Annotated in this window: 16 protein-coding genes; 10 read left to right on the top strand and 6 right to left on the bottom strand. The window is 34.1% G+C overall.

Annotation, left to right across the window (positions count from 1 at the left end; translation table 11 throughout):
* Positions 1-2: 2 nt before the first annotated feature.
* From rfbC to DLK05_RS02735, 4 genes are all read right to left on the bottom strand, one after another.
* On the bottom strand, positions 3-563 hold the full coding sequence (rfbC, locus tag DLK05_RS02750; protein WP_127342456.1) for a dTDP-4-dehydrorhamnose 3,5-epimerase: 561 nt from the start codon (positions 561-563) through the stop codon (positions 3-5).
* A gap of 12 nt (positions 564-575) precedes the next feature.
* The gene (gene rfbA / locus DLK05_RS02745; protein ID WP_127342455.1) at positions 576-1,451 is read right to left on the bottom strand and encodes a glucose-1-phosphate thymidylyltransferase RfbA; all 876 of its coding nucleotides are present in this window, start codon (positions 1,449-1,451) and stop codon (positions 576-578) included.
* Positions 1,452-1,524: 73 nt separating this feature from the next.
* Positions 1,525-2,475 (bottom strand): UDP-glucuronic acid decarboxylase family protein, encoded by a 951-nt coding sequence (locus tag DLK05_RS02740; protein WP_127342454.1) that lies wholly within the window; start codon positions 2,473-2,475, stop codon positions 1,525-1,527.
* A 520-nt stretch (positions 2,476-2,995) separates the two neighbouring features.
* On the bottom strand, positions 2,996-3,574 hold the full coding sequence (locus tag DLK05_RS02735; protein ID WP_127342453.1) for a PhnA domain-containing protein: 579 nt from the start codon (positions 3,572-3,574) through the stop codon (positions 2,996-2,998).
* 413 nt (positions 3,575-3,987) lie between these two features.
* Between DLK05_RS02735 and rpsA the strand changes: the two genes are divergently transcribed.
* From rpsA to guaA, 6 genes are all read left to right on the top strand, one after another.
* Complete coding sequence (rpsA, locus tag DLK05_RS02730) at positions 3,988-5,793, top strand: 30S ribosomal protein S1 (RefSeq protein ID WP_127342452.1); 1,806 nt, start codon at positions 3,988-3,990, stop codon at positions 5,791-5,793.
* Between the two features lie 16 nt (positions 5,794-5,809).
* Positions 5,810-6,169 carry an STAS domain-containing protein gene (locus tag DLK05_RS02725; protein WP_127342451.1) on the top strand — a complete coding sequence of 120 codons (360 nt, stop codon included), beginning with the start codon at positions 5,810-5,812 and terminating at the stop codon, positions 6,167-6,169.
* Positions 6,170-6,172: 3 nt separating this feature from the next.
* Positions 6,173-7,102, top strand: a complete 930-nt coding sequence (locus DLK05_RS02720) for a ribonuclease Z (RefSeq protein WP_127342450.1) — start codon at positions 6,173-6,175, stop codon at positions 7,100-7,102.
* Positions 7,103-7,163: 61 nt separating this feature from the next.
* Positions 7,164-8,411, top strand: coding sequence for a peptidase C1 (locus DLK05_RS02715; RefSeq protein ID WP_127342449.1), 1,248 nt, complete (start codon positions 7,164-7,166; stop codon positions 8,409-8,411).
* Positions 8,412-8,501: 90 nt separating this feature from the next.
* Complete coding sequence (locus DLK05_RS02710; protein ID WP_127342448.1) at positions 8,502-8,765, top strand: SemiSWEET transporter; 264 nt, start codon at positions 8,502-8,504, stop codon at positions 8,763-8,765.
* A gap of 113 nt (positions 8,766-8,878) precedes the next feature.
* Positions 8,879-10,408 (top strand): glutamine-hydrolyzing GMP synthase, encoded by a 1,530-nt coding sequence (guaA, locus tag DLK05_RS02705; RefSeq protein WP_127342447.1) that lies wholly within the window; start codon positions 8,879-8,881, stop codon positions 10,406-10,408.
* A 284-nt stretch (positions 10,409-10,692) separates the two neighbouring features.
* Here the strand turns inward: guaA and DLK05_RS02700 are convergent, their stop codons facing one another.
* Positions 10,693-11,442: an Hpt domain-containing protein gene (locus tag DLK05_RS02700; RefSeq protein WP_127342446.1), complete on the bottom strand. Its 750-nt coding sequence runs from the start codon at positions 11,440-11,442 to the stop codon at positions 10,693-10,695.
* 89 nt (positions 11,443-11,531) lie between these two features.
* Between DLK05_RS02700 and DLK05_RS02695 the strand changes: the two genes are divergently transcribed.
* From DLK05_RS02695 to DLK05_RS02680, 4 genes are all read left to right on the top strand, one after another.
* Positions 11,532-13,151 carry a S41 family peptidase gene (locus DLK05_RS02695; RefSeq protein ID WP_127342445.1) on the top strand — a complete coding sequence of 540 codons (1,620 nt, stop codon included), beginning with the start codon at positions 11,532-11,534 and terminating at the stop codon, positions 13,149-13,151.
* A gap of 180 nt (positions 13,152-13,331) precedes the next feature.
* Positions 13,332-14,498 carry a THUMP domain-containing class I SAM-dependent RNA methyltransferase gene (locus DLK05_RS02690; protein WP_127342444.1) on the top strand — a complete coding sequence of 389 codons (1,167 nt, stop codon included), beginning with the start codon at positions 13,332-13,334 and terminating at the stop codon, positions 14,496-14,498.
* A gap of 89 nt (positions 14,499-14,587) precedes the next feature.
* Complete coding sequence (locus DLK05_RS02685; protein ID WP_127342443.1) at positions 14,588-15,127, top strand: SiaB family protein kinase; 540 nt, start codon at positions 14,588-14,590, stop codon at positions 15,125-15,127.
* A 22-nt stretch (positions 15,128-15,149) separates the two neighbouring features.
* Positions 15,150-15,530: a DUF1987 domain-containing protein gene (locus DLK05_RS02680; protein ID WP_127342442.1), complete on the top strand. Its 381-nt coding sequence runs from the start codon at positions 15,150-15,152 to the stop codon at positions 15,528-15,530.
* A 52-nt stretch (positions 15,531-15,582) separates the two neighbouring features.
* Here the strand turns inward: DLK05_RS02680 and DLK05_RS02675 are convergent, their stop codons facing one another.
* Complete coding sequence (locus DLK05_RS02675) at positions 15,583-18,651, bottom strand: ATP-binding cassette domain-containing protein (protein ID WP_127342441.1); 3,069 nt, start codon at positions 18,649-18,651, stop codon at positions 15,583-15,585.
* Positions 18,652-18,666: the final 15 nt, after the last annotated feature.

Genomic DNA, 18,666 nt, shown 5'->3' with positions numbered 1-18,666 from the left:
TATTATTTGACAAATTTAAAATTTGTTTCAGCGTCCTTAAAATTAGGGGAAGCCTTATCTTTTGAAGAGATATTTTCGTTTTGGGGACTAATTCTCCAGTCAATGTTCAAAAAGGGATCATTATAATTAATTCCACGTTCAGCCTCTGGATTATATACTGCATCACACTTATAGATAAAGGTTGCAGAATCACTTAGAACTGAAAATCCATGAGCAAAACCTTTAGGAATTAGAAATTGAATTTTATTTTCTGCCGATAATTCAACCCCCTGCCATTTTCCATAGGTTGGTGATCCAAGTCTTAAATCAACAGCTACGTCAAACACTTTTCCACTGATAACGCGGACTAGTTTTGTTTGAGAATATGGAGCCAATTGGTAATGTAATCCTCTAATTACGCCATAGTTGGATTTTGATTCATTATCCTGAACAAATTGAAGCTGTATACCTAGTTCTCTAAATTTATTTTCATTGTAACTTTCAAAAAAATATCCTCTTTCATCTTCAAATACTTTAGGTTGTATAATAAGAAGATCAGGAATTTCCGTCTTTATAATTTCCATTTAGATACTTGTTTAAAGGAGATTTTCATTGGCTATAGCCATAAGGTAATCTCCGTATTGATTTTTAAGAAGGGGTTTAGCCAGATCCAGTAATTGTTCACGAGTAATAAATCCATTTCGGTATGCAATTTCCTCGATGCAAGCCACCTTTAATCCTTGTCGCTGCTCTATTGTTGCAATATAGTTTGATGCCTGCAACATGCTATCATGAGTTCCTGTATCCAGCCAGGCAATACCTCGTCCTAAAACTTTTAGATTTAATTTATTTTCTTTGAGATACAACATGTTAAGGTCTGTAATTTCTAATTCACCTCGCTTGGATGGTTTTAATGATTTTGCTTTTTTAACGACATCATTACCATAGAAATAAAGCCCTGTAACCGCATAGTTTGATTTAGGATTTTTGGGTTTTTCTTCTAAACTAATAACTAAGCCATCTTTATTGAACTCAGCAACACCATATCTTTCTGGATCTTTTACATGGTATCCAAAAACTAAAGCTCCTTCTGTCATTTTTGCTGACTCTTCCAATTGTTTGCTAAACTCATATCCATAGTATAGATTGTCTCCCAGAATCATACAAACAGGACTATCACCTATAAATTCTTCTCCTAATAGGAATGCTTGTGCTAAACCATCTGGAGACGGTTGCTCCACATAGGATATATCTAAACCATATTGATTTCCACTACCAAAAAGATCTTTATATAGGTGGATGTCTTTTGGCGTGGAAATAATTAATATTTCTCTAATACCAGCAAGCATGAGTACCGATAATGGATAATAAATCATTGGCTTGTCGTAAACGGGGATTATTTGTTTAGAGATACTTTTTGTAATAGGGTACAGTCTTGTACCGGATCCACCGGCAAGTATTATTCCTTTCATAAGTACTGGTTTTTATTGAAATCAACAATATAGATTAGGAATGATTAAATCCATTTGAAATATTACATCTTTTCTACCACTTCGTGTTCGAAAGTAAGTCTTCAAAATAAGAAATCGTTTTTATTAATCCTTCATGAAGCTGAACTTTTGGCTCCCAATTATTTAATTCCTTTTTTGCTAGATTAATATTTGGTTGTCTTTGAGTAGGATCATCTTTAGGTAAAGGCTGATTAATGATTTTTGAATTGGAGTTGGTAAGTTCAATTATCTTTTTAGCTAATTCGAGAATGGTGAATTCATTTGGATTTCCGATGTTAACCGGGCCAACGAACCCATCTCTTGATATCATCATTCTGGACATACCTTCCAGTAAATCATCAACATATTGAAAACTTCGGGTCTGAGAACCATCACCAAAAATGGTAATATCCTCCCCCTTCAGACATTGTACTATAAAATTAGAGACAACCCTACCATCATTGGGATGCATGTGCGGTCCATAGGTATTAAAGATGCGTACAATTTTGATGTCTACATTATTTTGATTGTGGTAATCCATAAATAGTGTTTCTGCACAACGTTTTCCTTCATCATAGCAGGAACGTATTCCAATAGGATTAACATTACCCCAATAGTTTTCTGTTTGTGGATGAATTTCCGGATCACCATAAACTTCACTCGTTGAAGCTTGTAATATTTTTGCCTTAACACGTTTGGCTAAGCCAAGCATATTAATGGCACCCATGACAGATGTTTTGGTAGTTTTAATGGGATTGAATTGATAATGAATAGGTGATGCAGGACAGGCTAAGTTGTATATCTGATCTACTTCTGCAAAATATGGAGCTGTAACATCGTGTCGTACTAACTCGAAATATGGATTGTCTAATAAATGTGCAATATTTCTTTTTGAACCAGTGAAGTAATTATCCAGGCAGATTACGTCATTTCCTTCTTTTAGGAGACGTCCGCAAAGATGTGAACCTATAAAACCTGCTCCACCAGTTACTAAAATTCGTTTCATGTGTTTGTAATTTTATTTTTAGTTATTACATGGAAGCCACCGGAATAGTTATCTTCTTGGGATTGGGAAGTCTTACTAATAGCTTTTTTCATGTATGTTAAAACCTCTCGGATTAGCCGGGAGACGGTTATCGTTTTTGGTTAATGTTCGAAAGCAATTTGTTTGGAGTATTTATTATTCCACGTATAATAGATTGGTAAATATAATCATTTTTTTACGTCTTCCTTTTTCTAATTATTTCTGCTGTTGAAGTGGATTTTTAAATTTTGAGGAATTATGACACAGGGAAACTAGTCTGAAGTTTTTAATTCAATTCAAAATTTCAGGAAGATTTACAATTTGGCATGTCAGCCTAATTATGGCTTGAGGATACGTTGGGAAATTGAAATGTACAGAACTGATTTCTAAATAAATTACTTTAGAATTTTAATTTGATGTGGTTTTAAGCATTAATTTAGAAATGGAGTGCAAAAAGAGGAATCCAATACTGAGTTCCTCTCTCTAAATTTTAAAAACATCTTTAGTTTGTTTTCTTTACAAATTTAGTAAGTATAACAATTTGTTGTCCTTCTACACGCCCTTCGATGTGTTCTGGATTATCATTAACCAGATGAATATTGCGAACAGCGGTTCCTCGTTTTGCAGTGAAGCCTCCACCTTTTACATTTAAATCTTTGATTAAAACAACAGAATCGCCAGTACTTAATTCTACTCCATTGCTGTCAAGATGCTTTATCTCTTCTTCCGTGGTTTCTTCTTCGTTACCAGATTTCGCCCATTTCAAGGTTTCCTCATCCAGATAAAGCATATCAAGTAAATCCTGAGGCCAACCTTCTGCACGTAGTTGGTTTAGCATGCGCCATGCCATTACCTGAACAGCAGGAACAGTACTCCACATGCTATCATTTAAACAACGCCAATGGTTGACTTCCATTTTGTCTGGATTTTCTATTTGCTCCTGACAAACATTGCAAATCAAGATATTTTGATCTGCAGTACCATTAGATGGAGTAACGGGATAGGCTATTAAGGAATCAGTCGCGCCACACAATTCACATACGGAACCACTACGTGTTTGTAATTCTTTTTCTATGCTCATTTTATTAATCGTTAATTATTTTAGTTAGACTAGTTTAAATATTGAAGCTAAGACTAACAATCCTCCTGTTTTTTTTCGGATGCAAAGTTAAGTGAGATTATTCAAATTAAAAGAACTGTATAAAAATAGTTTGGTTTTGGATAGATAGTGATTTAAATTAGAATAATCTTATTTAACTTTTAAGCAGTTCTTTTTGGGAGATATTTAGAGTCAGATTAAAGTATTATTAGAAGGAGGTATTTTCTTGTGTGAATCTTTGTTTTCAGGGATTTCTTGTAGGTTTTCAGGAGATAATTTGAAGAGGTTTAAGAAAAAAAAGTCGTAACTTAAACTTTCTTCGGAATAATTGTATATTTTTGTGCCGAATTTGAAATTATATAATGTCTAATTTATTAATTAATCAGTAATTTAACATGATTGAAGAAAACAAAAAAGTAGATAATTCTGTTGCTGACGCAGAATTTGATTGGGATGCATTCACTAGTGAAGAAGGTTTTTCAGGTGAAAACAGAACCGAATTAGAAGCAATGTATGATAAAACCTTATCTACAGTTGCAGAAAAAGAAGTAATTGATGGTACAGTTATTTCTATGAATAAAAGAGAAGTTGTAATCAATATTGGTTACAAATCAGATGGTATCGTAAGCTTAAATGAATTCAGGTATAATACTGAATTAACTGTTGGTGATACTGTAGAAGTATATGTGGAAAGTCAGGAAGACAAAAAAGGACAGTTAGTTCTTTCTCACAAAAAAGCTCGTGCATTACGTTCATGGGATCGTGTGAACTCTGCACTTGAAAACGATGAAATTATTAAAGGTTATATCAAATGTCGTACTAAAGGTGGTATGATCGTTGATGTATTTGGAATCGAGGCTTTCTTGCCAGGATCTCAAATTGATGTGAAGCCTATCCGCGATTACGATGTATTCGTTGGAAAAACTATGGAATTCAAAGTTGTGAAAATCAACCATGAATTCAAAAATGTTGTTGTTTCTCACAAAGCACTTATCGAAGCTGAATTGGAACAACAGAAAAAAGAAATTATCGCTAAGCTTGAGAAAGGTCAGGTATTGGAAGGAACAGTTAAGAACATTACTTCTTACGGTGTATTCATCGATTTGGGTGGTGTTGACGGTTTGATTCACATTACTGATTTATCATGGGGTAGAGTGAGTCACCCAAGTGAAATCGTTGAGCTTGATCAGAAATTGAATGTTGTTATTCTTGATTTTGACGATGATAAAAAACGTATTGCTCTTGGATTGAAACAATTAACTCCACATCCATGGGATGCTCTTGATACTGAAATGAAGGTTGGAGACAACGTTAAAGGTAGAGTTGTTGTTATGGCCGATTATGGTGCTTTCGTTGAAATTGCTGCTGGTGTTGAAGGTTTAATTCACGTATCAGAGATGTCTTGGTCACAACACTTGAGATCTGCTCAGGATTTCATGAAAGTTGGAGATGAAGTAGAAGCTCAAATTTTAACTTTGGATCGCGAAGAGAGAAAGATGTCTCTTGGTATCAAGCAATTGAAAACAGATCCATGGGATGGAATCGAATCTAAATATGCTGTTAACTCTAAGCATACTGCTAAAGTTCGTAATTTCACAAACTTTGGTGTGTTTGTTGAAATCGAAGAAGGTGTTGATGGTTTGATTCATATTTCTGATCTTTCTTGGACTAAGAAAGTAAAACATCCAGCTGAATTTACTCAGATTGGCGCTGATATTGAAGTTGTTGTATTAGAAATTGATAAAGACAACAGAAGATTGAGCTTAGGGCACAAACAGTTGGAAGAAAATCCATGGGATGTATTTGAAACTATCTTTACAACAGATTCTGTTCATGAAGGAACTATTGTAGAAGTATTTGAAAAAGGCGCTGTAATAGCATTACCTTATGGCGTTGAAGGTTTCGCAACTCCACGTCATTTGGTGAAAGAAGATGGTACTCCTGCAAAAATAGATGAGAAATTATCTTTCAAAGTTATTGAATTCTCTAAGGCTGCTAAAAGAATTATTCTTTCTCACTCCAGAACTTTCGAAGATGTGAAGAAAGCTGAAGAAACAGCTAAGAAAAAAGAGGTAGCAAAAACCACTAAAAAAGGTGTTAAAAAAGTGAAAGATTCACTAGAAAAGACTACCTTAGGTGATATATCTGAGTTAGCTGCTTTGAAAACAAAATTGGAGAATAAAGAAGGTGGCGAAAAATAATTAAAATACGCTTATAATGAATTTCAAGATTGACAAGAAAGATGGATACACCTTTGTTCAGGTTTTAAAAGATAAATTGGATACCCATATTGCTCCGGCATTAAAATCAGAATTGGTTCTTATTTCCGGAAATGGTGAAAAAAATATCCTTTTAGATCTTACACCTTGCACTTATTGTGATTCATCCGGTCTTAGTGCAATTCTTGTAGCCAATAGGTTGAGTAAAAATGCCAACGGAACATTCGTTCTATATGGTTTGCAGCCTGCTGTCGAAAGATTAGTATCTATCTCTCAGTTGGATTCGGTTTTAAATATTGCTTACAATATGGACGATGCCGTTTCCTTAATGAAGAATCAGATTGAATTAAACAATTAGTTTGTGAAATTTGAAATTACAATCTTAGGTAGCAATTCTGCATTACCAACTTCCAAAAGATTCCCAACCGCTCAAGTGCTCAATGTACTTGAGCGGTTTTTTTTGATTGATTGTGGGGAAGGTGCTCAAATGCAGATGAAAAAATTTCGGATACCGATGAGTCGGATACACCATATCTTCATCTCTCATCTACATGGTGATCATATTTTTGGTTTGATCGGTTTGTTATCCACATTTTCACTGCAAAGGAGAAAAGCCATACTGCATATTTATGGACACAGTAAACTTGAAAAATGGATTCGCCTTCAGATGGATATCTTGGATTCTAAAGTGGGATATGAAATCGTTTTTCATGCAATTTTTGGAACGGAGCTACAAACACTTTATGAGGATGAAAAAGTGGTAGTTCAGTCATTCCCATTAAAACATGGCGCAATGCCCTGTGCCGGATTTCTTTTTAAAGAAAAGGAAAGACCTCGAACGCTAAAGGCTGATCTTCTGGATTTTTATAATATTCCAATCAAGAATCGTCATGCTATAAAATTAGGAGCTGATTTTATTCGTGAAGATGGTGAAATCATTCTCAATTCTAAGCTTACTGTCGATCCTCCAAATCCAAGATCCTATGCTTTTTGTACGGATACTGCCTATCGACCGCAAATAGTCAAAATAATAAAGGGGGTAGATATCTTATATCATGAAGCAACTTTTCTCAAATCTGATGAGAAAAGAGCAAAAAAAACATATCATTCTACTGCTGAGCAGGCTGCAAAAATCGCAGTGCAGGCAAAGGTGAAAAAACTAATTATAGGTCATTTTTCCGCTCGATTTAAAAATTTGGAATCTCATTTATTAGAGGCAAGAGAAGTATTTGCCAATACTGAACTTGCGGAGGATGGGAAAAGGTTTTTGGTAGATTTTTATCGATTTTAATTCAAAGTGAATAAGTTTTTTTACTTTAGCACCTCAAAACTTACTTTTTAAACAATATTACATGAAACGAATAGCCTTATTATTAACAGCTGTTTGTCTTTGCTTTGGTGGTTTTGCACAACAGAAGCAAGATAAATCTATTTTCAAAGAATATCAGCCAGGATATTACCAAAACTCTATCATGAAGGACATCCGAATGGTAGATGAGAAGTTGGAAAAGAAAGATGTGGATAAAAGATTCTTTATGGATCAGTCCTCCTATGATTTACCAAATAAAATTTCCTTATATAAGGATAATACACAATGGGCACAAGGAACAATCTCGCAAGGTAATGCTGGTACATGCTGGTGTTTTTCAACTACTTCATATTATGAGTCAGAAGTATATCGTTTGCACCAAAGGCAAGTAAAAATTTCAGAAATGTACACCGTTTATTGGGAGTATGTCGAGAAAGCACGTCGTTTCATTCAAGAAAGAGGAAATTCTTTATTTGATGAAGGTTCTGAAGGAAATGCTGTTGCGAGAATTTGGAAACAATATGGTACCTGTCCTGAATCAGAATACTCAGGTTTAATAAATGGTCGTAAGTTCTATACTCATGCCAAAATGTATAAGGAAATGATGGCCTATTTGAATTCTGTGAAGAAAAATAATGCATGGAATGAAGACGAAGCATTGGCTACGATCAAAGCTATCATGAACCATTATATGGGTACTCCTCCAACTAAATTTAGAGTAGAAGGAAAAGAGTACAATCCACAAAGCTATCTGTCTGATTATCTAAAATTAAATATGGATGATTATGTGGAGATATTATCTTACAAACAAGAGCCTTATTGGAAACAGGTAGAATATAAGGTGCCTGATAACTGGTGGCATTCAAAAGAGTATTACAATATTCCACTAGATGATTTTATGAAAGTGGTTAAGACAGCCGTTCGTAAAGGTTATACAATGAGTATTGGTGGTGATGTTTCTGAAGCAGGATTTCTAAGAACAACCAACTGTGCAATGGTTCCTACTTTCGATATTCCTTCGGAGTACATTAATGAAAATGCTCGTCAGATGCGTTTTTCAAATGGTTCAACTACTGACGATCATGGAATGCACTTGATAGGTTACTATGTTGATAAAAATGGTAAAGATTGGTATTTGATTAAAGATTCAAGTTCTGGATCCAGAAATATTGATGAAAATTCTCCTGAGTTTGGATATTATTTCTTTCAGGAAGATTACGTGAAATTGAAGATGATGGGATTTACAATCCATAAGGATGCAGTGAAAGATCTACTCAAAAAATTTAAATAATTATTCTTGCCCCTGTCAAATTTGACAGGGGCTTTTTTTTATTGTAAGTTGAACCATTATTTCTTTCACAATTATTAAAAGCATAATGAAATGGGTTTAACAAGTTTCACTTCTTTTTTAGGTTTTGCTGCAGCATTTTGTACAACTATTTCTTTCGTTCCTCAGGCTATTAGGGTTATTCAAACAAAGCAAACTAAGGATCTTTCTTTAGGAATGTACACCATTTTTACAATTGGCATCATTCTTTGGCTAATTTACGGAATAGCTATTCAATCTTGGCCCATAATTGTAGCTAATGCAATTACCTTGGGGCTTACCATTACTATTTTGATCTTAATAGTTAAGTACAAATAAGAATGTATCAAATAGTTTTGGAAATCGAGTCACTGTAACTCGTCAGAAATAAATTTGTGTATCTTTGTACGCCAAATAGTGACTATGAACAACCATCAATTTTACAGAAATTTATGCAGGAAAAAATTCTAATTTTAGATTTTGGCTCACAGTACACACAGCTAATAGCAAGACGTGTACGTGAATTAAACGTGTATTGCGAAATTCACCCTTATAATAATTATCCAGTTTTGGATGATTCGGTAAAAGGTGTAATTCTTTCGGGAAGTCCGTTTTCCGTTCGTGATCCAAAAGCCCCAATCCCAGATTTATCAGAGATGAAAGCCAAGCTTCCTTTATTGGGTGTTTGCTATGGAGCACAGCATTTGGCTCATTGTTTTGGAGGGGAAGTGATGGCTTCTAATAAAAGAGAATATGGACGTGCAAATCTAACTTTTGTAGATGATAGTAATTCTCTATTTAAAAATATCAGTCTAAACTCACAGGTTTGGATGTCACATGGAGATACCATTGAAAAGATGCCATCCAACTTCAAAGTGATAGCGAGTACAGCAGATGTTGCAAATGCGGCATTTACAATTGAAGGTGAAAATACTTATGGAATTCAATTTCACCCTGAAGTATATCATAGCACAGAAGGTAAGGAATTATTGAAAAATTATGTGGTTGGTATATGCGGATGTGCGCAGGATTGGACTCCGGATTCATTTGTTGAAAGTACGGTTACGGAACTTAAAGCTAAAATTGGTGATGATAAGGTAATTCTTGGATTATCTGGAGGTGTTGATTCAACTGTAGCAGCAATGTTATTACACAAAGCCATTGGTGAAAATTTGTATTGCATTTTCGTGGATAATGGATTATTGCGAAAGAACGAATTTTACAATGTCTTGAAGAAATATGAAGTTCTTGGATTAAATGTAATTGGTGTTGATGCCGGAGAAAGATTTCTCAAGAAATTAGCAGGAGTATCTGATCCTGAAACAAAGCGAAAAATTATAGGAAATACTTTTGTTGATGTTTTTGATGAGGAATCACATAAAATAGAAGATGCAAAATGGTTGGGACAAGGAACTATCTATCCCGATGTAATTGAGTCTTTATCTGTTAATGGTCCTTCTCAAACTATAAAATCGCATCACAACGTAGGTGGTTTACCTGATTATATGAAACTTAAGGTAGTTGAACCTTTGCGTTTATTGTTTAAAGATGAGGTTCGTCGTGTAGGAAAAAGCATGGGGCTGGAAGATAAATTTATTCAGCGTCATCCATTTCCAGGACCAGGATTGGCGATTCGTATACTAGGTGATATTACTCCAGAAAAAGTTCAAATTTTGCAGGAGGTAGATGATATTTATATTTCAGGACTGAAATCGGATGGATTGTATCACGAGGTTTGGCAAGCAGGAGCTATTTTGCTGCCAATTCAGTCAGTTGGTGTGATGGGAGATGAACGAACTTATGAGAGGGTGGTGGCCCTTCGTGCCGTGGGATCTACAGATGGTATGACTGCAGACTGGTCTCATTTACCTTATGAGTTTTTGGCGAAGATTTCCAATCAAATCATCAATAACGTTAAAGGGGTAAATCGTGTGGTGTACGACATTAGTTCAAAACCACCAGCAACTATTGAGTGGGAATAATTTCGAGAAAATTACAGATATAAAATAATAAGGCAGTACCTGAAAAGTGCTGCTTTTTTTTGTCTAACTTAAAATTAATTCCATTATTTCCTAATTGAGAGTTTCGAGGTACTAATTTGTAGATTATAATTACTGCCTTTGGGATAAAAGATTAATATTCTCTATTAAAATTGGTCTTTGACGCATTACTTATGTTAGGGAAAATGGATCCTATCTAGGTTTAGTTTATGTTGAAATGTTAAATAAATAGAGGTAAGTATGAAAAGATAAGTTGTGTATTAAATCTAATTTTTAAATAAATCCTGATTTGCTTCCATAAAGCTTTTTGCTTTTTCAATTTCATCAATCAGTTCGCTGAGTTTAAAGATAGCTGCATCTTGATCCTGATCTAAGATTAATTTTTCCAAATCAATAATGGTAATTCTTGCTTTTTGCATCGAAAAATTAGCTAGTACACCTTTTAATTTGTGAGCAGCATCCTTTGCTTTATTATATTCTTTCTTAGATAGCGGAGTTTGAATATCCTCAATCCTGGATTTCCAAACCTTAAAGAATTTTGTCATTACGCCCTTAATAAATTCCCGATTATTATCGACTCGTATAAATAGTTCTTTAAAATCGATAATGGCAGCTTGGTGTAATTTTTGTTTAACTTCTCTAGGTAAATCAACTAACTTTGTAATTAGTGACTCTAGGTCCAGACTATCAGGATAAAATAAGATTTTATTATCCTTACACAAAACTTCCTCTGCTTGGGAAGAGGTGAGAACCAGAAGTTTAAAATGTTTATTTTTTATTTTTGCGAAATAGGATTTTAAACCTTCTAAATCTTCTGTAAATTCTATAGCGCTCGAATTTTCAATTGTAAATTTACTGATGATTAAATCAAAATCTATTTCGATTAGTTGTTCTAGGGCTTGTGTTTTATTTTGACATTTGGCAAAGGAAATATTAGGCATAGATTCAATCTCCAAATGGTTTTGGAATCCGACAAGTAATATGTTGGGTTTATGTTTCATATTTATGGATTTCAATGCCTAGATTTCTTAAAAAGATTGTATCTTTCGTGGAGTTCTAAAAGTATATTCAATTTGCGTAAATTTTATTAAAAAGCATAATTTATATGAGTAGTTTGAGAAATTTTTTGAGGAATGTGATTACCCTTATTGTATTCACATCTTTGTTATGCGTAGGTACCGCAAAAGCACAATCCGTAAAGAATCAGGCCATTAAATATCAGAATTTATTGGCGCTAATCGATGCCTTTTATGTGGACACTGTAAACGTAGAGCATCTTACCGAGGATGCTATTGTTAAAGTACTTGCGGATTTAGATCCTCATTCTATTTATATCAGTAAGGATGAGATTAAGGAAATGAATGAGCCATTACAAGGCAGTTTTAGTGGAATTGGTATTCAATTTAATATTTTGCGTGATACCTTGATGGTGGTTGCAACAATTCCTGGAGGACCATCAGAGAAGGTTGGGTTAAGAGCAGGGGATAGAATTGTGAAGATAGGAGAGGAGAATGTTGCTGGAACGGGCTTGAAAAATATGGGCGTGCGTAAACGCTTACGGGGAGAGAAAGGAACTGTAGTGACTATTTACGTAAAAAGAAAATCTGAAAAAGAGCTATTGGAATTTATTATTACTCGGGATAACATTCCTATTCATAGTCTGGATGCTGCCTATTTGCTCACTAAAAATATTGGATATATCAAACTGAATCGATTTGCCGCTACTACTTCAGAGGAATTTCTTGAAGCTTTGTTGAAGTTGAAATCTCAAAACATGAAGAATTTAGTGCTTGATTTAAGAGGTAATGGTGGTGGATACATGCAAGCAGCTATAAATATTGTGGATCAGTTTATGGATGCTAATCAATTAATTGTTTATACTAAAGGGCTAACTACTCCACGCCGAGAGAATCGATCCACTGAAGCTGGGATATTTAAAAATGGAAAAGTTGTAATACTATTGGATGAGGGATCAGCATCTGCTTCCGAAATTGTTTCAGGCGCAATACAGGATTGGGACAGAGGAATTATCATCGGAAGACGATCTTTTGGTAAGGGGCTGGTTCAAAGACAATTTCCTTTGTCTGATGGATCGATGATTCGTCTTACTACTGCACATTATTATACTCCAACTGGGCGCTGTATTCAAAAACCATATAATAAAGGCTTGGAGGATTATCATATGGATATATTGAAGCGATTCAAATCTGGAGAAATGATTAGTGCAGATAGTATCCAATTCCCAGATTCCCTAAAATATAGTACTTTAATCAATAAACGTACGGTTTATGGTGGTGGTGGTATCATGCCTGATATATTTATACCAATAGATACAAGTCTTAATTATAAGTATTTCAATTTGTTGGTTCGGAAAAATGTAATTTATCCTTTTGTCGTTAATTATATGGATGAAAATAGAGATCAACTAAAAAAGAAATATCCAAAATTTGAAAAATTTATGAAGGATTTTGAAGTTAGTGATTCTATGCTTTCCGAATTGGTTGCATTAGGGGAAAAGCAAGGAATAGAAAAAAATGAGTCGGATTATCTTGCTGTTGTTGATGATCTGAAATTGCATATCAAAGCTTTGTTGGCAAGAGATCTGTGGGATAGTTCAGAATATTATAAGATAGTAAATAAAAAGAACGATTTTATACTGAAAGCAATAAGCGTATTGGAAAATCCAAAACTCTACGATAACGGATTAAAAAATAATGCAAATTAAAAAAAAAGCCGAAAGACAATTCTTTCGGCTTTTTTTTCGATTATATTTTTAAAAGTCTATGTTTTTAGTTGGTAAAGATTAATTTTGTAGCCGAAATTCGGATCGGTAATGAAAGTGTAAAGATATTTTCATGGATTTGGAGAATTGAAATAATTTGGACGTAGAATTAAAAAGATAGTTTTGAAGAAAGACTCGGGTAAATTCAGATTAATAGCAAAAACCTTTCAAGGTTTAGAAGAAGTTTTATCTAAGGAATTAGAACAACTGGGAGCCGAAGAAATTCGGATATTAAAGCGTGCTGTTAGCTTTGTGGGAGATAAGACTTTGCTCTATAAAACAAATTTGCATTTGAGAACGGCTACTCGTGTAATCAAACCAATCCACAAATTTACTGCTCATGACACGGATGAGTTGTATAAGGGAATTCAAGAAATAGATTGGGGAAAGTATATTGCCAATAAGGATACAATTGCAATTGATTCCACTGTTAGTTCGGAAGATTTTAAGCATTCACAATTCGTTACCTATAGAGTGAAAGATGCTATTGTGGATCAATTTTTCTACAAAACAGGCGATCGTCCTTCTGTGCGAGTGGTAAATCCAAGCCTTAGAATCAATGTTCATATTGATAGAAATACTTGCACTGTCTCTTTAGATAGTTCTGGCGAATCTTTGCATAAAAGAGGATATAGGGTTGGTGAAACTGCAGCACCATTGAATGAGGTCTTGGCGGCAGGATTGATTCTTCTTTCCGATTGGGATAAGAAATCCAATTTTATTGATCCGATGTGTGGTTCGGGAACTATTTTAATTGAAGCCGCTTTAATTGCCTATAATATTCCGCCAGGATTATATCGTAAGGAATTTGGATTTCAAAAGTGGAGAGATTTTGATGAGGAACTATGGGATGAAATCTATAATGATGAAACGGAAGTTGATTTCGACGGACAAATAATTGGAGCTGATATTTCTGATTTGGCTATGGAAATTGCAGAAGCAAATATTCGAAATGCAGGTTTAATAAGAAAAATTAAATTGAATGTAATTCCTTTTCAGCAATTTACACCTCCTGTTGAAAAAGGATTGTTAATCACAAATCCTCCTTATGGCGAGAGATTAAAGCTACGGGATCTCGACGGGTTGTATTCAATGATCGGGGAAAGATTAAAACATCATTTTATGGGATATGACGCTTGGATTTTGAGTTATGCCAAGGAGAGCTTTAACAGTATTGCTTTACGTCCTTCTCGTAGTATAAGTTTATTTAATGGTCCGCTGGAATGTAAATTTCAGAAATACTCGATGTATGAGGGGAAAAAGAAGGATAAATATACAAAGCGAGATTAGATTATGTGTCTTGAATTTGATAAGTCTTCTCTTTTAGCTTTGCGATAATTTGTTATATTTGTCTTCGGGTAACAATAATTAATTCATCTATGAATTTTGATCTTAATCAGTGGTACAGCGAAAAAATAGACGAGGATGCTATTTTTTACTACAAAGGATGTATAGAAGACCAAAATGTTACTGAAATACTGAGTTCCATTGAAGATATATTGCATAAGAATAATGAATCTCCAAAGATTTATAAGAAGATTTTTAATGTTATTGTGGAGTTGGTTCAGAACCTTTATCATCATGGTGAAGTACCTCCGGAATTGAGCTTACCTTATTCTAAATTTGGTGTTTTAATTATGCGCGATGAAGGAATGCAATATCGTATTAGCGCAGGTAATTTTCTTAAAATTGATGGTTTAAAACTCATTCGTGACAGAATTGACCAAATTAATACCTTATCTTCGGATGAAACTCAGAGTTTGTATCGCCTTATATTAAATAATGATGAGTTTTCTGAAAAAGGCGGAGGAGGCTTAGGAATTGTTGATATTGCCAGAAAGAGTGGTAATAATATGGAATATCAGTTTCTGGAGTATAATGAAAGTTACTTATTTCTATCTATTGATGTAATTATTTAAAAAAACCTTAAAACAAACATATATGAATTCACTTGTTCTAAAAGGTAGTCCTAAAACACCAAGTATTAACTTTGATCCTAGTACAGGTACATTTTTAATTGAAGGAAGATCAATTCCGGAAAATTCACTTGATTTTTACAAGCCAATTATGGAATGGTTAGACTCTTATATTGGAAGTCCCGAGGAACTTACTACTGTTGTTGTGAAATTGGAATATTTCAATACAAGTTCGTCTAAATGTTTGTTAGATGTGTTTAAAAAATTGGAGGGTATTTTCAAAAGGGGACATAAAGTAAGCATTAACTGGCATTATGAAACTGATGATGAGGATATGCTTGAGGCTGGGGAAGATTATCAGTCTATTATAAAAATACCATTCGAAATGATTGAAGATGAGGTATGATAAAATAATATTATAATAGAAAACGCAGGTATTTGCCTGCGTTTTTTTTTGCTTAAATATTTTGCTTTCGCTTACGAATTTTTTGATCGAATATATTTAGTAATTTTTTTAACAACCCATAGTAAAGTACAATATAAAGCGATATACTGGACAGCCAGATTACAATCATATTAACCCAATAGGTGTCGTAATACATTCCAAATATTCTTTTTCTTGGAGCATAAAAGTGTGCTTTTACAAAATATCCATCCGGATCTCTGTAGATAGGATCAATTTTCTGATACAGTCTATCCTTGTATTCAATAATTCTTTCTATGTCATTGCTATTTCGTACAAATTCAGTTAAACGATCATTTGAATAAGATTTTTTCATCCTTACAAAAGATTTCTTGTCTTCGAAACTCTTTTGTAATGCAATTAAATGTTCGTCCTTCTTACGATTAGATACATTGTATAAATTGATATAATAGCGGTTCAGCTTATCAAAATAGGCTCTCGCTTGAACAATGGTTGTTTCGTCTAATTTGTCAACCGTAAGATTCTCAATGCCTTGAAAATGAAAATTTATAATTTTAAGGTCTTCAATTGAAAGTTCATTTTGGAGTAGTCTTAAATTTGATTTCAATTTCTCCTGTTTGTCTGGATGATTGATGTAGCGCTCACATTCATTAAGTTTATTTTTAAGTATTGGAAGCCAATAATTCTTCCTATAATCCGCTTTACTCATCAATTTTTCATATACATAGAAATTTTTGGCATACTCATTGTTTTTAAATTGATGTACTGCCAAAGCTTCATATGCCCACCTTGCCGTGATAATTTCTCCATACCATGGAATTGAATTTGGAGTAGATATATTGGGATTAAGTTTATCAAATTTTACTATGATACCACTGAGAATTAACTGAGGAATAAGAATAAATGGAATTAGTATGTAAATAGTAATTACTGTTTTAAAACTGTCCGAAATTATTAATCCAAGCATATTTGCAAAACACCAGGCACTAAACAAGGCAAACCAATAATGAAAAAACATACCGTTTATTTCCAATATTGTATTTCCAATTAAGGTGAATAAAAATGCCTGAAATGCTGAAATTATAAATAGAATTACAATTTTAGATAGCAAATAACTCGAAGTGCTTAAGTTTAAAAAACGTTCTCGTTTTAATATTTTACGATCCTTAATAATTTCCTCGGCACTTAGAGTTAAACCTATAAATAAGGCAACAATAACAGCCATGAATAGATACACAGGAAGATTACTGTTATTACTAAAGGTGTATCCTAACTGATTCCCTGCATCAATATTATAATACTTAATAAGGTAGGATAGTATGAAAGCAAGCAGCGGTGTTTCAAATAAATTAATTATCAGATATTGCCTGTTTGCCAATTTTGAAATGACATCTCTTTTGGCAAAAACCATAAATTGTTTGAAAACTGAAGGAATTTTGAAGGTGACCGGAGGCAACTCATTTGAGTCAGTTACTTGCTTAAGGTTTTCATTTCCAGTCTGAAATCGCTCATACCATTCTTGTGGCGTTATTTTTCTTGTTTGGGTTGGATTTCCATACTCATCCAAAACTTCCGATTCTACAATATTAAATATTTGATCGGCATCAACATTTCCACAGGTGGAGCACTCACTTTCAGTACGGTTGGCACGTAAGGATTGTGATTTAAAATAAGTGATAGCATCCAGCGGATTACCATTAAATATCAGATAGCCGCCAGTATCAAGAACCAATAGGCGGTCGAACATTTTAAACGTGTCTGATGCAGGCTGATGAATTACCACAAATATTAATTTGCCTTTTAAGGCTAGGTTTTTCAGGAGATCCATTATTTTGGCTGAATCTCTCGACGATAATCCAGATGTTGGTTCATCCAGGAAAAGAACCGATGGTTCACGAATAAGTTCTAAAGCTATATTTAGTCTTTTTCTTTGACCACCACTAATTTTTTTATCTAAAGGATTTCCAACTTTTAAATTTCGTGCATCGTAAAGTCCTAAATCTTTCAGAAGCTTCAAAACGATTCTTATCAGCTGAAAACTACTATATTTATCGAAACAAAGTTTAGCATTAAAATACAGGTTTTCGAAGACGGTTAATGATTCAATCAACAGGTCATCTTGCGATACGTGACCGACGACACCTTCCAACGTTTTCTTGTCATCGGTGATACTATAACCATTAATAAGAACCTTTCCATTATTGGGATTTGCAGACCCATTAAGAACATTAAGTAGAGTTGTTTTACCAGCTCCGCTGGATCCAATGATGCCAACCATTTTACCCGATTCTTCTTTAAATGAAAGATTGTGAACTCCTATATTATTCTCCTTAAAACGATATTCGATGTTTTGGGCTTCAAAAACTACTCTTTTCTGGTTTTCATCACGGTGAAAGGTTGTGACTATATCGCTAAAATAGATTGGTTCAATTTTTGGATTCCGAATAGATGAACCTTGAGAGAGAACATGCACGCGTTCCGGATTTAAGGATTGCCCATTCATGAATAATTCTTCGATACCTTTGAAACGCATCACAAACATATCTACTCGTTGCAATCTTAATATCTTAATTTCTCCAACTAAATTAATCGATTGATAATGCTCTCCCAGTTCATGTTTTTCATTTTTATGATTAATGGTTAGTAGTCTTTTGGATCTGCTGATTTCCTCGAAATCACTTAAAACAAAATCTTTAAGTCGCTGATAACCATCAATAGGTAAGTTAAATGTATCCGCGACAGTTTCTATAAAAGCAAACTCTTGCTCGCTAATTTCCTCTTCTGACTTGAGGAATTCCAACAGTTGAATAAGGACAATAACTTTCTGACGAACGATAAGTTCCTCGTTTATTTCAGTACAAATACGAAGCACTCGCACCGAACTGGCAGAGGTGTATTTCTTAATTTTGGATTTTCGATTGGTTCTTTTTTGATTTTCTTCGTAATGCTTATCATACAAGGCCAGGTATTCATCTGCAGTTTCCTGATCGAGTTGATGCCTTAAATATTTAGATACCATCCGGCGCCTCTCATTTGCTGAACTTTGTGGGTGAGCAATGATGGCAAAGAGTTGCATTAAAGCCTTAAGGATTCTTTCACTCATAGGATGGGTTTGTTA

Origin of the sequence: Ancylomarina longa, assembly GCF_003996985.1 — a bacterium.
In the GTDB taxonomy this organism is placed as follows: domain Bacteria; phylum Bacteroidota; class Bacteroidia; order Bacteroidales; family Marinifilaceae; genus Ancylomarina_A; species Ancylomarina_A longa.
Note: the sequence above shows the minus strand (reverse complement) of the source record. Positions and strands in the feature narration are given on the sequence as shown.

Excerpts from the sequence above, each read along its gene's own strand:
- rfbC (WP_127342456.1), bottom strand. The coding sequence starts at position 563 with ATGGAAATTATAAAGACGGAAATTCCTGATCTTCTTATTATACAACCT.
- rfbA (WP_127342455.1), bottom strand. The coding sequence starts at position 1,451 with ATGAAAGGAATAATACTTGCCGGTGGATCCGGTACAAGACTGTACCCT.
- DLK05_RS02740 (WP_127342454.1), bottom strand. The coding sequence starts at position 2,475 with ATGAAACGAATTTTAGTAACTGGTGGAGCAGGTTTTATAGGTTCACAT.
- DLK05_RS02735 (WP_127342453.1), bottom strand. The coding sequence starts at position 3,574 with ATGAGCATAGAAAAAGAATTACAAACACGTAGTGGTTCCGTATGTGAA.
- rpsA (WP_127342452.1), top strand. The coding sequence starts at position 3,988 with ATGATTGAAGAAAACAAAAAAGTAGATAATTCTGTTGCTGACGCAGAA.
- DLK05_RS02725 (WP_127342451.1), top strand. The coding sequence starts at position 5,810 with ATGAATTTCAAGATTGACAAGAAAGATGGATACACCTTTGTTCAGGTT.
- DLK05_RS02715 (WP_127342449.1), top strand. The coding sequence starts at position 7,164 with ATGAAACGAATAGCCTTATTATTAACAGCTGTTTGTCTTTGCTTTGGT.
- DLK05_RS02710 (WP_127342448.1), top strand. The coding sequence starts at position 8,502 with ATGGGTTTAACAAGTTTCACTTCTTTTTTAGGTTTTGCTGCAGCATTT.
- guaA (WP_127342447.1), top strand. The coding sequence starts at position 8,879 with ATGCAGGAAAAAATTCTAATTTTAGATTTTGGCTCACAGTACACACAG.
- DLK05_RS02695 (WP_127342445.1), top strand. The coding sequence starts at position 11,532 with ATGAGTAGTTTGAGAAATTTTTTGAGGAATGTGATTACCCTTATTGTA.
- DLK05_RS02685 (WP_127342443.1), top strand. The coding sequence starts at position 14,588 with ATGAATTTTGATCTTAATCAGTGGTACAGCGAAAAAATAGACGAGGAT.
- DLK05_RS02680 (WP_127342442.1), top strand. The coding sequence starts at position 15,150 with ATGAATTCACTTGTTCTAAAAGGTAGTCCTAAAACACCAAGTATTAAC.
- DLK05_RS02675 (WP_127342441.1), bottom strand. The coding sequence starts at position 18,651 with ATGAGTGAAAGAATCCTTAAGGCTTTAATGCAACTCTTTGCCATCATT.